The sequence below is a fragment of the Microbulbifer sp. ARAS458-1 genome (assembly GCF_045348205.1).
Taxonomy (GTDB): Bacteria; Pseudomonadota; Gammaproteobacteria; order Pseudomonadales; family Cellvibrionaceae; genus Microbulbifer.
In genome coordinates, this window is the sequence record NZ_CP155838.1 from 2,710,104 (window position 1) to 2,724,074 (window position 13,971).

A 13,971-nucleotide genomic window follows, 5' to 3' on the forward strand; every position below is an offset into this window, starting at 1 on the left:
TAACATGGACAAGATAACCCAGTGGCTCGCGGAACATTCGATCTCCGAAGTCGAGTGCCTGGTACCGGATATGTCCGGCAATGCGCGGGGTAAATTCACCCCGACGGACAAATTCCTGACCGAAGACAGCCGCCTGCCGGAGAGCATCCTGGTTCAGACGGTGACCGGCGACTATGTAGACGAGCATAATGAACTGGTAGACCCAGCAGATACTGACATGCTGCTGGTACCCGACCCGGACTCAATTCGCCTGAACCCCTGGGCGAACGAGCCTACCGCGCAGATTATCCACGACTGCTACACCCGCGATGGTAAACCGCACCCCATCAGCACCCGCAATATTCTCAAGTTCGTACTGGACAAGTATGCGGAACAGGGCTGGCAGCCAGTGGTCGCTCCAGAAGTTGAGTTCTACCTCGTCAAACGCAATCTCGACCCCGATGAAAAACTCTCCGCCCCCGTAGGACGCTCCGGGCGCACGGAAAAAACCCGCCAGTCTTACAGTATTGATGCGGCCAATGAGTACGAGCCAATCATCGAAGACATGTACGATTTCTGCGAAGCTCAGGGACTAGACGTGGACACCCTGATCCACGAATCCGGCACCGCACAGATGGAAATCAACTTTCTGCACGGCGATCCACTCCGGCTTGCCGATCAGGTATTCACCTTCAAACGTACGGTACGTGAAACCGCCCTGCGCCATGGCATCTATGCCACTTTTATGGCGAAGCCCATGGAAGATGAGCCTGGCAGTGCCCTGCACCTCCACCAGAGTATCGTTGACAGCAAGACCGGGAAAAACATTTTTGTAAATGAGGACGGCTCTGAGAATGAGCGTTTTATGCACTTCATCGGTGGCATGCAAAAATACACCCCGGGGTTTATCACGTTTTTTGCTCCGAACGTAAATTCTTATCGCCGTTTCACACCGGAAATGGCTGCGCCCACCAGCCTGCACTGGGGCTATGACAATCGGACCACCGGGCTGCGAGTACCAGACAGCTCACCTCAGGCAAAACGCCTGGAGAACCGCTTCCCCGGTGCCGACTGCAACCCCTACCTGGCGATTGCGACTTCGCTCGCCTGCGGTTATCTCGGCATGATGAACAAAGTCACACCAAGCAAACCGTACACCGGCGATTGCTCATCAGAGCCCATCACCCTACCCCGCACTCAGGAGCATGCGCTCAGCCTGTTGGCAGAATGTCCGGAAGCCGTCGAAATGTTTGGCGATACCTTCGTTCGCGCCTGGGCTGCGATCAAACGGGATGAGTACGAGGAATTTAACCGCGTAATCAGCTCCTGGGAGCGCGAGTACCTGCTGCTCAATGTCTGATTCATTGGCACCCCTAAAATACAAAAAACCCAGCATTTGCCGGGTTTTTTGTGCCCTGGTAATTCGAGCAATTATTTGTGGCTGGGATCTTTCCAGTAGTCCTTGACCGTATCTTTCATTTCCCTTGCGAGGATAGAAATACCAAACAGGTTTGGCAGTGTCATTAGCACAATCGCCACTGCGGACAGGTTCCAGATAATCGTCGTATCCTCGATCGCTGCCCAGAAGAAAGCCACCACGTAGACCAACCGGTACGGCATTACTGCTTTGGGACCAAACAGATAGATCATGGAGCGGTCACCATAATAGGACCAGGCGATTGCCGTCGAGAAGGCAAACAGCAGAATCCCGAGGGTAACAATGTAGCTTCCGTACTCTCCGAAGAACCCTTTCTGGAAGGCCCGGTTAGTCAATGCCACCGAGTGCAACAACGAATTACCCCAGACATCGACATTCGGATTTACCAGGCGGCCGCTATTGACGTTGAGCACACCGGAGAAGTTGTCCCCGCCCACTCGGAATTCCACGTCTTCGGCAACGGAGCGAGAGTTGAGCACAGTGAACTCATCTTTATTCAGAGGTAGGCCGTCGGCGACCACAATAGTCCCGGTGTATGGCTTAACATCGCTGCTCTGATTGCTCAGGAAACCAAACAGCTGTTTTACATCTGCCTCATCTTTGTCGGTATAGGTACCGGCAACCACCATCATATCTGCGCGTTCAAAGCGATTCATATGCTTCTCGGTCCAGACCCCCGACGACAGAATCACCAGACCGGTCAGGGTACAGATGATCAGGGTATCAATGAATGGCTCAAGCAGTGACACCATACCCTCAGATACAGGCTCATCCGCGCGTGCAGCGGCGTGGGCAATGGGCGCTGAGCCCTGCCCGGCTTCGTTGGAGAAGAGGCCGCGGTTTACGCCGCGGTTAAAGGCGTAGGCGAAGCTGGCGCCGAGGAAACCGCCCATGGCCGCACTGCCATTGAAGGCACCGGCAAAAACGGCAGAAAAGGAGGGGATGATGTTCTGGTAGTTGTACAGGATAACTGCCAGCGCGCCCACGATGTACAGCACAGCCATCACCGGCACAATGGTTGAGGTCACTTTGGCGATACGCGTAATGCCGCCGATAATCACCAGACCGAGAAGAATCGCCAGCACACCGCCGGTCAGCATCTTGCTCAGACCAAAGGTATCATACATGGCCTGGGCAATATTATTGACCTGCGGCAAACTGCCGGTACCAAATGAGCTGATTACCGTCGCGATGGCAAATATGACTGCCAGCCACTTCATGTTTAACCGTCGCTCCATGTAGAACATGGGGCCGCCGGCATAGTAACCGTCCGCTGCCTTAATTCGATATTTATGAGATAGGGTTACCTCAACGAACTTTGTCGTCATACCGAGAAATGCAGTGACCCACATCCAGAACAACGCGGCCGGCCCGCCAAGGAAGATCGCGAGCCCCACTCCACCAATATTACCGGTACCTACGGTACCCGACAGTGCGGTGGATAGCGCCTGGAAGTGGGAGGTATCCCCCGGGTCACCTGGTTTATCGTATTTACCCCGCACGATCTTGATCGCGTGGCCGAAGTAGCGGATCTGAGGGAAGCCCAGATACAGCGTGAAGAAAAAACCGACCCCTAACAGTACCCAGGGAAACCAGGCCGCTGAACCCAGCAACCCATCCAGGGTTAGCAACAACTGATTGAATGATTCCAAATCAACCCCCACAGCTCTTATTTTTTGATTGAAAAACAGTCAGCAATATGCTCGACGCAGGATCCGCCGAGACAGATTCGGGCAGTTTTTCGATATCGTTCTCTCGGTGAGAACACCGATTTTTATTACTCGACCGCCCCGACAATGACGCTGAGGGTAGCAGTTTCGCCAAAATGAGAACAGTAATCCGCCAATCATCAGCAGCATAGTCCTGTTTTCTGCCAAAAATTCGATTTATCACCAAATTTTTCGCTAAAACAGAGAATTCTGTCGCGAAACAGAACCCACGCCAGGCCTTGATTGGGCATCGAACAATTGGCCGTATTTACTCAGTGCCAGGTTACTGACTAATTTTCAGCCCAACTGCTTTTAAAACCATCTCGCTGAGGGAATATTCCGAACTGCCCGCCAGTGTGAACGAACACGAGATTTTTGCTGCCTCGATACCGCCCGCGCTTAATCTCAGCCAATAATCCATGAAACGCTTTGCCGGTATAAACGGGATCCAGTAACAGCCCCTCTTGCTGAGCCAGTAGCGCAATGGATTGGTAAACCGATTCAGTGGCCAGTGCATATCCCGGACCAATGTAATCATCAATCACGTGTATTCGATCTTCGTCCAATACAAATCCGGCACCGCCCGCTCCGGGGTAGCGAACCTTCCAGTCCGCAATATCCTGCACGACTTTGCGCAAAAAATACGCTTCATCGTCGCACACCGCGTACCCCGTGACCTGGGTAGCAACACCGAGTAACTGACAACCGAGAGTCAACCCGGATTGAGTGCCACCACTACCGGTTGCACATATCAGGTGCTCAGGCTCAAACCCTGAGGCGCGACAATCGGAAATAATCTCTTCTGCACCGGCGATATATCCCCAGATCCCCAACCCATCGCTACCACCGGTGGGAATACAGAGGGCGCGGCGCCCTCGCTGCAAATAATGTGCGCTCCACTCTTCAAACAGGTCGGGGAGTCGCGCGAGATATTCCTTTAATGGATATAGGGATACACGGGCCCCTGCGAGAAAATCCACCAGAAGGTTTCCGTCGGGAGCCGACGCCTCAAGGTCTGTACTGCGACCGGCTCGCAGCAGGACATGCGCCCGCAAACCGGCTTTGGCCGCAGCCAAAGCTGTCGCCCGGCAGTGATTTGATTGCTCTCCACCGCAGGTGATCAGTGTATCGCACCCCTGCGCCTTGGCTTCCGCGATAATGAACTCCAGTTTGCGTAACTTATTACCAGACATTGCGCTCTCGGTAAGATCGTCCCGCTTCACCCAGATCCTGGGACCTTCGAAGGGATAAGAGAAGGTTTCGCTGATGCGATCGAGAGGTTGTAACGGCGTCGGCAAATTCGCCAGTGTCTCTCTGGCGGGGTATTTAATCTTCACTATTGACCTCCTCAGGGCAAATTGCAGGTCGCCAGCCAGTCTCACGGCATATCAGGGTAAGCCAAAACCAAAAAAACCCGGCCTAGCCGGGTTTTGATCGAGATGAAGCCCAGTCGACAGAGTGTGATAAACACCTTCAGTCGGCTGGACAGCTTCAGATATTCTTGATGGTGCCCTTGGGCAGTACCGCGTGTACCGCGACTTTCTGGAATTTGAGCTGCATATTCTCAGCGACTTCCAGAATCAGGTAATCGTCGTCCACCTTTTCAACCCGGCCCAGCATTCCACTGGTCATTACCACTTCATCCCCCTTCTTCAGGGCACCCACCAATTCCTGGTGCTCTTTCTGGCGCTTGCGCTGCGGGCGAATGATAAACAGCCACATAAACACAAACAGGCCACCGAACATCAGCAGAGTGATCAGCGGGTTGCCCTGAGGAGCCGGAGCGGCCTCTTGTGCCATTGCGGCAGGAATAAAGAAATCCATGGTCTAAACCTCAATAGAGTCAGTCAAAATTCTGGGGCCAACTCTAACGGCTTTGACAAAATGAGGCAATCCAGAGCACCGGAGTTTACCGGTGCCCTGAACCACGTGATGCGAGGTAAAAGTCGGACAGGGACGACTTAGAAGCGCTGTCTTACCTGGCGGCGATAACCGGTTGGTGACATACCCGTCCAACGCTTGAATGCACTGGTAAAGCTGGTTCTGTCAGAAAAGTCGAGAATACGGGAAATGCCGTCGACGCTGAGTGCAGTGTCTTTAAGGAAGTGCACTGCATGGCGGAAACGAACATGATCACGCAGAGAGGCAAAACTCAGGTTGTGTTCCTGCAAACGGCGCTGCAGCGTCCGGGTAGACATACTGAGGTCAGATGCCACCGGGCGAATTGCCAGAGATGCCTTTCCAATCCGTTGTTCCAGCACATCGATAACTCTTGCAGCAATACCGAAGCTGGTCGCCTCCGGCGGTGCCAGCAACTGGTCGAGAATGTTCGGATCTCCGGACAGTCTGGCCTGTTGCAGAGGTTTATCTTCCGAGAGCGAAGCCTGGTCTGGCTGAATATGATTCATGGAGCTGCTCCTTGATGGGTTCCTTGAGCCGCGGTTATTGTTCTACGCCCGCTTCCTGCGAGTCCCTATATACCACCGCCAGCGACATTGCCGACTTGAATTGCGGTTACAAATTCAACAATGACTGACTACTACCTGGGTGCGGGGCGCACCTGAAAACAGGCGATCGAAGCCTACCCAGAGTGAACACTTTTTGTACTACTTCCTCGCACCACACCCAATCGCTCTGGGCCAAACGGTTGAGCGGCGCTCCTTTACACAAGCCAGTATAGACCATATAAGGATAATGCAAGGGACGACAGGCAATTTTTTTTAAACGACGCACAAAACGGCCGTGCCGCCACCGCAGAGAAGACCCCCGGACCTAACCAATAAGGGCTACCCAGGGATCTCTAAGGGCTAAAAATCGTCCAGACCAAGTACTGGAAGAAGCCCCTACTCGCTTATTCCAGGTTCTCGTCGATCCAGCTCAGCACATCATCGTGGTGGGACTTAGTTTTCACCTTATCCATGATGTGCTGTAAGCGACCCGCCTTGTCGATAATAAAGGTGGTACGGATCAGGCCCATGTACTCTTTACCCATAAATTTCTTCAGACCCCAGCAACCGTACTTGTCGGCGACCTTGTGGTCTTCATCTGCAAGCAGATCAAAATTGAGCTCATGTTTATCAATAAACTTCTGAAGCTTGGATTCAGGGTCTGGGCTCAGACCGAAAACCACAGTGTCTCGCTTGGCAAACTCTTTGGCACTATCACGGATTCCACACGCCTGGGTGGTACAGCCTGGTGTCAGTGCCTTGGGGTAGAAATACAGCACTACATTTTTTTCGCCGCGAAAGTCTTTCAACGCGACCTTTTCGCCATTCTGGTTATTCAACGTAAATACCGGTGCGAGATTACCGATCTTAGGATGTGCCATAGTGCCGCCCCTCTGATTAAATTCACTATTAGGACTGTTTCTCAAGGTAAAAAGGCCCGAGGTTTCCGCCTCGGGCCCGGCATTATATAGAACTCATATCCCGCTGCATCCGTGTGAGGAAACCGATGATCGAAGTTACACATCGGTTATTAGTCGCTCGGAAATCCTTAGGCAGCAGGGAGTCTGATCAGAGATTACCTAAAAGTCCTGCAAACGAAAGCTCTGTTCTTTGCGCGCTCGCAAGCCACAATCCCCCAGCTTTTCAACCAGTGCGGCTTTTTCAGCGTCCGTCAGGAAGTCTCCTATTTCCAGACAACCTTCCGGACCGGTAAAAGTGACACAGGACGGCTCCGCCGGGGTTGTTCCCATTCTCACCAGCACCGCAAGGCTGTGGCGATCAAATTCCGTGTGATACACCGGTCGCTCAAGATTCCCGCGACTGCTATCCAGTACTACGCGATCATCACTGATTCGGATCACCTCTCTGCGGGTACCTTCCATATATACATACCCGAATAGCGCGCCCAGCAGGAGAATTTCCAGCCCGGCAAAAGGAATTACCATCCAGGCACCGGCGAAAGCGAATGCAATACTGATTCCGAGCGACACCGCAACCAACGAGATGAACACCCACAGGTTTCCGGCAAATGACAGGGATTGATTGGGCGCGAGGAGAATACAGGCCCGGCGCCCACGCGCGCCGCCAACTTCTTTGACCATGGGTACAACTTCCAACATCCATCACTGTGATACTTTCAGTGTAGGACAGCGCAAAATTGAACCAAGAGTCACGGCGGCGGGCTCTGCCTTCTATACTAAAGCCGCACTGCAGACCACAGCGACTCTCCGGCCATCGCATATTCACCACCTGACCCGTGGCCGCCGCACTTGCACTTCTGAGGTTTGAGGGGTGGATTTTCCGGCACGCAGGGGGCAAGATGCCGCCGGATTGCGCGACCAAAAGACGCGTGTAACAACCGCGCAGCCTGTGGTTCTTATACCGACAGCAATGCCCCATCGGCAGGCGCGAACGACAACAAGAGCACCATCATGCAAGTTGAATCCATTGAACAGCTTTTAAAATCCAGCCAGCGGGAAGGTGAGACCGCCCGAATCCAGGGCTGGATCCGCACCCGCCGGGATTCCAAGGCGGGCCTGTCTTTCCTCGCCGTACACGATGGCAGCTGCTTCGATCCGATCCAGGTGGTCGTGGAAGCGGACATCAACAACTACCAGTCTGAAGTGCTGCGCCTTACCACCGGCTGCGCCGTGGATATTGAAGGCACTATCAAGGCCTCCGAGGGCAAGGGTCAGGCCATCGAGTTGCTGGCAACCAGCGTGACCGTTGTTGGCTGGGTCGAAGACCCGGACACCTACCCCATGTCGCCCAAACGTCACACCATGGAACACCTGCGTGAACACGCCCATTTACGACCGCGCACCAACGTCAGCGGCGCTGTAGCGCGGGTGCGTAATTGTATCGCCCAGGCGGTACACCGCTTCTTCCATGAGCGCAGCTTCAATTATGTACATACCCCCATCATCACCGCATCTGATTGCGAAGGCGCCGGTGAGATGTTCCGGGTCAGCACTCTGGATCAGACCAACCTGCCCCTCACCGATAAGGGAGATGTGGATTACAGCGAGGACTTCTTCGGCGAAGAGACTTTCCTCACGGTATCTGGTCAGCTCAATGTAGAGAGCTACTGCCTGGCCCTGTCCAAGGTGTATACCTTCGGGCCGACTTTCCGCGCTGAAAACTCCAACACCACCCGCCACCTGGCGGAGTTCTGGATGGTGGAGCCGGAAATTGCCTTTGCGGACCTGGCGGACTGCGCCAATCTGGCGGAGGAAATGCTGAAGTATGTGTTCAAGGCGGTGCTAACGGAGCGCGCCGACGATATGGCCTTCTTCGCCCAGCGCATCGACAAGGAAGCCATCACCCGCCTGGAAAACATCATCGATAACGACTTCGCGCGTATCAATTACTGCGAAGCCATCGAGATCCTTGAGAACTGCAAAGAGAAGTTCGAATTCCCGGTTTCCTGGGGAATCGACCTGGCGTCTGAGCACGAGCGCTATCTGGCCGAAAAACACTTCAAGAAGCCGGTGATCGTGCTGAACTATCCGAAGGACATCAAAGCCTTCTATATGCGCATGAATGACGACGGCAAGACGGTGGCGGCGATGGACGTGCTGGCACCGGGTATCGGTGAAATCATCGGTGGCTCCCAGCGCGAAGAGCGCCTGGACAAGCTCGACGCACGCATGGACGAGATGGATATTCCCAAGGAGCACCTGGACTGGTACCGCGACCTGCGTCGCTACGGCACCGTGCCCCACGGCGGCTTTGGTCTGGGCTTCGATCGCATCGTGTCCTACGTGACCGGAATGGGTAACATCCGCGATGTGATCCCCTTCCCGCGCACACCCCGCAATGTGAAGTTCTGAGGTTTTGACCTGGTGGATGCGCTGCACTTATCCACCCTACGTGCTACGGGCAATCACACACCCGTAGGGTAGATAAGCCGAAGGCGCATCTACCAGATAACTCCGGCCAAAAACGCAAAAACCCGCACCTGAAACCAGGTGCGGGTTTTTTGGCTTCTAACTTATTAAAAAGTAAAAAGCTTACGGCAGCAGGTGCGCAACAGCGTCACGCTCTTCAGCCAGCTCGGTCTCGGTCGCAGTCATTTTCTCGCGGGAGAAGTCATTGATTTCTACGCCCTGAACAATTTCCCAGTCACCGTTCTTGCATACAACCGGGAAGGAGTAGATCAGACCTTCCTGAATACCATAAGAACCATCGCTGTATACACCCATGCTGGTCCAGTCGCCTTCGGCGGAACCCAGCGCCCAATCGCGCATGTGGTCGATGGCGGCGTTGGCCGCAGAAGCTGCGGAGGAAGCGCCACGGGCCTTGATGATGGCGGCACCGCGTTGCTGTACCGTCGGGATGAAGTCGGTTTCGTACCACTCCTGCTCGACTTTGCCCATGGCGTCTTCGCCGTTGACCTTGGCCTGGTGCAGGTCCGGGTACTGGGTGGCAGAGTGGTTGCCCCAGATGGTCATGTGGGTGATGTCATTCACGGTGGAATCGGTCTTGTTCGCCAGCTGAGTCAGGGCACGGTTGTGGTCCAGACGGGTCATGGCAGTAAAGTTGCGCGGATCCAGATCCGGCGCGTTGCGCTGGGCAATCAGTGCATTGGTGTTCGCCGGATTACCGACAACCAGCACTTTAACATTGCGGGAAGCGACTTCGTTCAGGGCCTTACCCTGCGCGGAGAAGATAGCCGCGTTGGCTTCCAGCAGATCCTTACGTTCCATACCAGGACCGCGCGGACGGGCGCCAACCAGCAGTGCGTAGTCTGCATCTTTGAAGGCAACGGTCGCATCGTCGGACTGCACAATACCGGCCAGTAGCGGGAAGGCACAGTCTTCGAGCTCCATGGCAACGCCTTTCAGCGCTTCCAGTGCGGGAGTGATTTCCAGCAGCTGAAGAATAACTGGCTGATCTTTACCCAGCATTTCGCCGGAAGCGATGCGGAACAGCAGCGAGTAGCTGATCTGACCGGCGGCGCCGGTAACTGCAACACGAACAGGTGCTTTCACGATGTATCTCCGTTGTTTTCAGGCGCCCGCATTATAGGGCTTTGCAAATTAAATGCATTATCCTTTGGTCTGATCCTCGCGAAGAATTCAACCGAATCTGTCAGACCAAACTCCGTCAGGCGCTCGGGTAGCGACGTTTTAACGCTTCATACAGCTGATCACTGAAATTTTCTGCTGTTGCGTCCAAAGATTGAACAATCTCTGCCAGATGCTCATTGTCTTCCCGACCTTCCCAGGTTTTTACGTAGCTGCCGTCTTTGTAGCCGTAGTCCTGGCGGAAGCGGTTCAGTACATTTTTGCCGACATAACGCCGGTAAAGTTCGTCGAAACCCATTTCGCAATCGGCCATTAATTGTGCAAACCCCGGCAGGTCGAACTGCTTGGTCGACAGCGTGTTCAGGGTGAAGGCTTCCAGGTTCTCGCGGAAGTCCCCTGCTTCCAGCGCTGCCGCTTCCAGTTGCTGCTGCATTTTGCTGGCAACTTCTTCCGGGGAACCCTGCTGCAGCTCCAGGCTAAGGCCAAAATGCCAGATATCGACCAGCTCCAGCTTGACCTGCTCCATTTCAGGCTGCTGCTTTTTCCACCACTTCCAACCGTAGTGATCCAACAGCTCGGCACTCTCCACCCAGATGGCGCGGTACCAGGCAAAGTTTTGTGCACGCCAGTTTTCATTGACGACGGTGTTGATGGCATCTTGCAGGGCCAGCATGGACTGCAATTGTTGTTGTGACATGGTGATTCCTAAATGAAATACTGCGCGCTGGCTTCAGACCGCGCGGGGGAATAGACGATGGAAGTTCGCGGTGGTCGCTTCGGCCAGCTCTTCATAGGTGAGCCCGCGCAGGTCAGCAATAAATTCAGCCACTTCGCGTACATAAGCCGGAATGTTTGGCTTGCCCCGGTATGGTACCGGCGCCAGGTAAGGTGAATCGGTTTCCACCAGCAGGCGATCCAGGGGTACCTGCTTCGCGACGTCGCGCAACGCTTCTGCGTTCTTGAAGGTCACGATACCCGACAGGGAAATGTAGTAATTGAGATCCAGGGCCTGCTTCGCCATTTCCCAGGATTCGGTAAAACAGTGCAGAACACCGGCGTGTTCGCGACTGCCGTGGGCCCTGATCAGATTAATGGTGTCCTGCCGGGCATCGCGGGTATGCACGATCACCGGCAACCCCACTTCCCCGGCGGCCTCAAGGTGAGCGATGAAGCTCTGTTGCTGTACCTCTTTGGTCTCGGTGCTGTAGTAGTAATCGAGACCTGTCTCACCCAGAGCAACAACCTTCGCTTTTGCAGACAGCATTTTCAGCTTGTCGACGTCGGCCAGCCCGGACTCCACGTCCAGCGGGTGTACACCCACCGAGCACACTACGTCTGGGTATTTCGCAGCGATGGAAACCACCTGATCGACATTCTCCAGGCTGATACCGACACACAGGAATTTTCCGACACCGCGGCTCCGCGCAAGCGCCAGGACATCATCCAGGTCTCCGTCGAATTTATCGAGTTTTAGCCTGTCCAGGTGACAGTGAGAATCTACCAGCATCAATCTCTGCCTTTCGGAATGTGTGCGAGCGGGGAATTATACAGATCGGCCCCATAATGCGCGCGCTGCGGCATGGAGCCCGGGCGGAAGAGTGGACTTCCGCCACACTGGAATGGACGTTTACAGCGTATGTGTCGGACGGCTGGACTCGAGCGAGCCCGCCAGCAGAGTTTCGATCTTACCCTGGGCCATATTTTCTTTGTCGCTGAACTGGATACCGATCCCCGGGGTGCGGTTCCCCTGGGCTCCACCCGGTGTGATCCACACGACTTTACCGGCTACCGGCAATTTCTCGGGTTCATCCATCAGGCTGAGTAACAGAAAGACTTCATCTCCCAGGTTATAAGACTTATCAGTATTGATAAAAAGGCCACCATTTTTCACAAACGGCATATAAGCTGCGTACAACACGGATTTGTCCTGGATTTTCAGCGACAGAATACCGTTGCGGGCACCGCCCCCCATACCTTTCATAGTTGACCCCGTATTAGTCATCCAACGAGCCCGGCGCATCCGCCGATCTCTATTCCGACATGACCTTTGGTTGTTATTTGATCGCCGATTCGGCTATTGAGTGCGACTCAAGCAATCGACGGATACTGAATTGTCGCCTTAACTTACCCCGATGGCCAGTAACCTGTCCACACCGGCTGTGCGCTTGGCACCTTCCGACGCTAGCGAAACAGTGCTGACCAGCGAATCAGCAGCTCCTCCAAAAGAAGTCGCTTGTTCGGATTGCTGTTGCCGGAAAGCAACGCTCTTGCCTTGAGCAGGTGGTCGTAGAACACAAACACCGGCCTTAGACTCTCCGGACCAGTGCCTGGTAACCGCTGCAGGAGTGCCATTATGTTTGTATCAGCAATCCGGTCGACACTGCGGGATTTCAGCATCAGTGCCAACCAGCTTTGCCAGAATTGCAGCAGCAAATTCAGATCAGCGCCCTCTCCCGGATTTTCCCACTTACCTGCAAGGGTGACGGGGCTCTCATCACCGCGAGTAAGCGTGGCCAGGTCGGCGAAAAACTGCTGTCGGACCTCCTGAGATTCCGGCTCCATCAACCTGACTGCAAGTAACGGCGCACCACCAGCGAGGTCGAGTGCGGTACCTGCCTCCTCACCCTCAATACCACTCTCCTGCATCCAGCGAAGAGCGGATTGCTGGGGGGGCACCGGAAATGCAATGGTCTGACAGCGGCTTCGGATTGTCGGCAGTAGTCCTGAAGGGTGATCGGTGATCAATAGAAAGATAACGGAACCACTGGGCTCTTCCAGATTTTTTAGCAACGCATTGGCGGCATTGATATTCATGGCTTCCGCCGGTGCCAACAACACGACCCGGGCACCTTCGCGACCGCTGGTACGACCAACAAATTCACCCAGCTCGCGAATCTGCTCCACCTTCAGCGGCCCCTGTTCCTTTTCTGGTACGACCTGAGTGAAATCCGGGTGTGATCCAGCCACACGCAGCTGGCAGCCTCGACACTCGCCACACGCCAGCCCATGACGTGGCTGGTCGCATAAAAGTAACGCGGTAAACGCTTCAGCAAAACGCCGTTTCCCAAGACCCGCCTGACCACTGATCAGTAATGCGTGTGGGCAACGGCCCGCAATCCATTGAGCCCCAAGGCGCTGCCATTGGGCCGCCTGCCAGGGCAGCGGTGACGGAATAAGCGGCTGCTCTGGGGTTTTCCGCTGGTCACCTTGAGTGCTCATGAATCACCCGCAATTTGCTGCAGCGCAGATGCCAGGCTCTCTTGCACGGCTTCCAGCGGGACTGAAGCATCTATGATTCGATAGCGGTCTGGAGCATTGTCCGCACGCCGGCGGTAAGCGGCACGTACCTTCCTGAAAAAGTCGATCTGTTCGCTCTCGAAGCGGTCCGCCTCCCCTGTGCTTGCGGCGCGCTGTAGACCGATCTCAGGGGCAACATCCAGTAGAAGCACGCAGTGGGGTCGCAGGTCCCCTTGTACCATTTGCTCAAGCTGGGCAATCAGCGCCCAATCCAGTCCCCGACCGCCCCCCTGGTAGGCGTAAGTCGCGTCGGTAAATCGATCACAGACCACCCATTTCCCAGCGGCAAGCGCTGGCTTAATCACTTGATTCAGGTGCTGGGCGCGCGCGGCAAAAACCATGAGTAACTCTGCGGTGGGATCCACTGCCTCATCACGCTTTTCCAGCAGGAGTTGCCTGAGTTGCTCGGCCATTGGCGTGCCGCCCGGCTCTCGCGTTTGAACATAGGGAATACCCTGCTTATCCAGCCACTGGGTAATAAACCGGAGATTGGTGGACTTCCCCACGCCCTCTCCGCCTTCCAGCGTGATGAATTTTCCCTGGGGTAAATCTTGCATATGTATACCGGTCTT

At 54.8% G+C, this 13,971-nt stretch carries 14 protein-coding genes; 2 read left to right on the forward strand and 12 right to left on the reverse strand.

Going from position 1 to position 13,971, the window contains the following annotated elements; all coding sequences use genetic code 11:
- Positions 1-4 precede the first annotated feature (4 nt).
- The gene (locus AAFH99_RS11200; RefSeq protein ID WP_043316191.1) at positions 5-1,339 is read left to right on the forward strand and encodes a glutamine synthetase family protein; all 1,335 of its coding nucleotides are present in this window, start codon (positions 5-7) and stop codon (positions 1,337-1,339) included.
- 71 nt (positions 1,340-1,410) lie between these two features.
- Here AAFH99_RS11200 and AAFH99_RS11205 read toward each other — a convergent pair whose 3' ends face one another.
- The 6 genes from AAFH99_RS11205 to AAFH99_RS11230 form a co-directional block, all read right to left on the reverse strand.
- Complete coding sequence (locus AAFH99_RS11205) at positions 1,411-3,069, reverse strand: sodium:alanine symporter family protein (protein WP_043316190.1); 1,659 nt, start codon at positions 3,067-3,069, stop codon at positions 1,411-1,413.
- A 347-nt stretch (positions 3,070-3,416) separates the two neighbouring features.
- Complete coding sequence (locus AAFH99_RS11210) at positions 3,417-4,466, reverse strand: pyridoxal-phosphate dependent enzyme (protein ID WP_043317968.1); 1,050 nt, start codon at positions 4,464-4,466, stop codon at positions 3,417-3,419.
- A 151-nt stretch (positions 4,467-4,617) separates the two neighbouring features.
- Positions 4,618-4,950 (reverse strand): preprotein translocase subunit YajC, encoded by a 333-nt coding sequence (yajC, locus tag AAFH99_RS11215; protein WP_043316189.1) that lies wholly within the window; start codon positions 4,948-4,950, stop codon positions 4,618-4,620.
- A 137-nt stretch (positions 4,951-5,087) separates the two neighbouring features.
- Complete coding sequence (locus AAFH99_RS11220) at positions 5,088-5,534, reverse strand: helix-turn-helix domain-containing protein (RefSeq protein ID WP_043316188.1); 447 nt, start codon at positions 5,532-5,534, stop codon at positions 5,088-5,090.
- Between the two features lie 443 nt (positions 5,535-5,977).
- Positions 5,978-6,454 (reverse strand): thioredoxin-dependent thiol peroxidase, encoded by a 477-nt coding sequence (gene bcp / locus AAFH99_RS11225; protein ID WP_043316187.1) that lies wholly within the window; start codon positions 6,452-6,454, stop codon positions 5,978-5,980.
- A 198-nt stretch (positions 6,455-6,652) separates the two neighbouring features.
- Positions 6,653-7,192, reverse strand: coding sequence for a DUF2244 domain-containing protein (locus AAFH99_RS11230; protein WP_231491475.1), 540 nt, complete (start codon positions 7,190-7,192; stop codon positions 6,653-6,655).
- A 312-nt stretch (positions 7,193-7,504) separates the two neighbouring features.
- On the opposite strand from AAFH99_RS11230, the gene asnS reads away from it, so the two are divergent.
- Positions 7,505-8,905, forward strand: a complete 1,401-nt coding sequence (gene asnS / locus AAFH99_RS11235; protein WP_043316185.1) for an asparagine--tRNA ligase — start codon at positions 7,505-7,507, stop codon at positions 8,903-8,905.
- A 180-nt stretch (positions 8,906-9,085) separates the two neighbouring features.
- Here asnS and AAFH99_RS11240 read toward each other — a convergent pair whose 3' ends face one another.
- The 6 genes from AAFH99_RS11240 to tmk all read right to left on the reverse strand — a co-directional run bounded on the left by AAFH99_RS11240 (position 9,086) and on the right by tmk (position 13,956).
- Complete coding sequence (locus tag AAFH99_RS11240; RefSeq protein WP_406827772.1) at positions 9,086-10,066, reverse strand: malate dehydrogenase; 981 nt, start codon at positions 10,064-10,066, stop codon at positions 9,086-9,088.
- 115 nt (positions 10,067-10,181) lie between these two features.
- Positions 10,182-10,799, reverse strand: a complete 618-nt coding sequence (locus AAFH99_RS11245; RefSeq protein WP_406827773.1) for a dUTP diphosphatase — start codon at positions 10,797-10,799, stop codon at positions 10,182-10,184.
- 33 nt (positions 10,800-10,832) lie between these two features.
- Positions 10,833-11,609: a TatD family hydrolase gene (locus AAFH99_RS11250; protein ID WP_043316123.1), complete on the reverse strand. Its 777-nt coding sequence runs from the start codon at positions 11,607-11,609 to the stop codon at positions 10,833-10,835.
- Positions 11,610-11,729: 120 nt separating this feature from the next.
- Positions 11,730-12,083 (reverse strand): PilZ domain-containing protein, encoded by a 354-nt coding sequence (locus AAFH99_RS11255; RefSeq protein WP_043316121.1) that lies wholly within the window; start codon positions 12,081-12,083, stop codon positions 11,730-11,732.
- Positions 12,084-12,283: 200 nt separating this feature from the next.
- Positions 12,284-13,321 carry a DNA polymerase III subunit delta' gene (locus AAFH99_RS11260; RefSeq protein WP_051686877.1) on the reverse strand — a complete coding sequence of 346 codons (1,038 nt, stop codon included), beginning with the start codon at positions 13,319-13,321 and terminating at the stop codon, positions 12,284-12,286.
- Entirely contained in the window at positions 13,318-13,956 is a 639-nt protein-coding gene (tmk, locus tag AAFH99_RS11265; RefSeq protein WP_406827774.1) for a dTMP kinase, read from the reverse strand. The genes AAFH99_RS11260 and tmk overlap by 4 nt, the downstream gene beginning before the upstream one ends.
- Positions 13,957-13,971 lie beyond the last annotated feature (15 nt).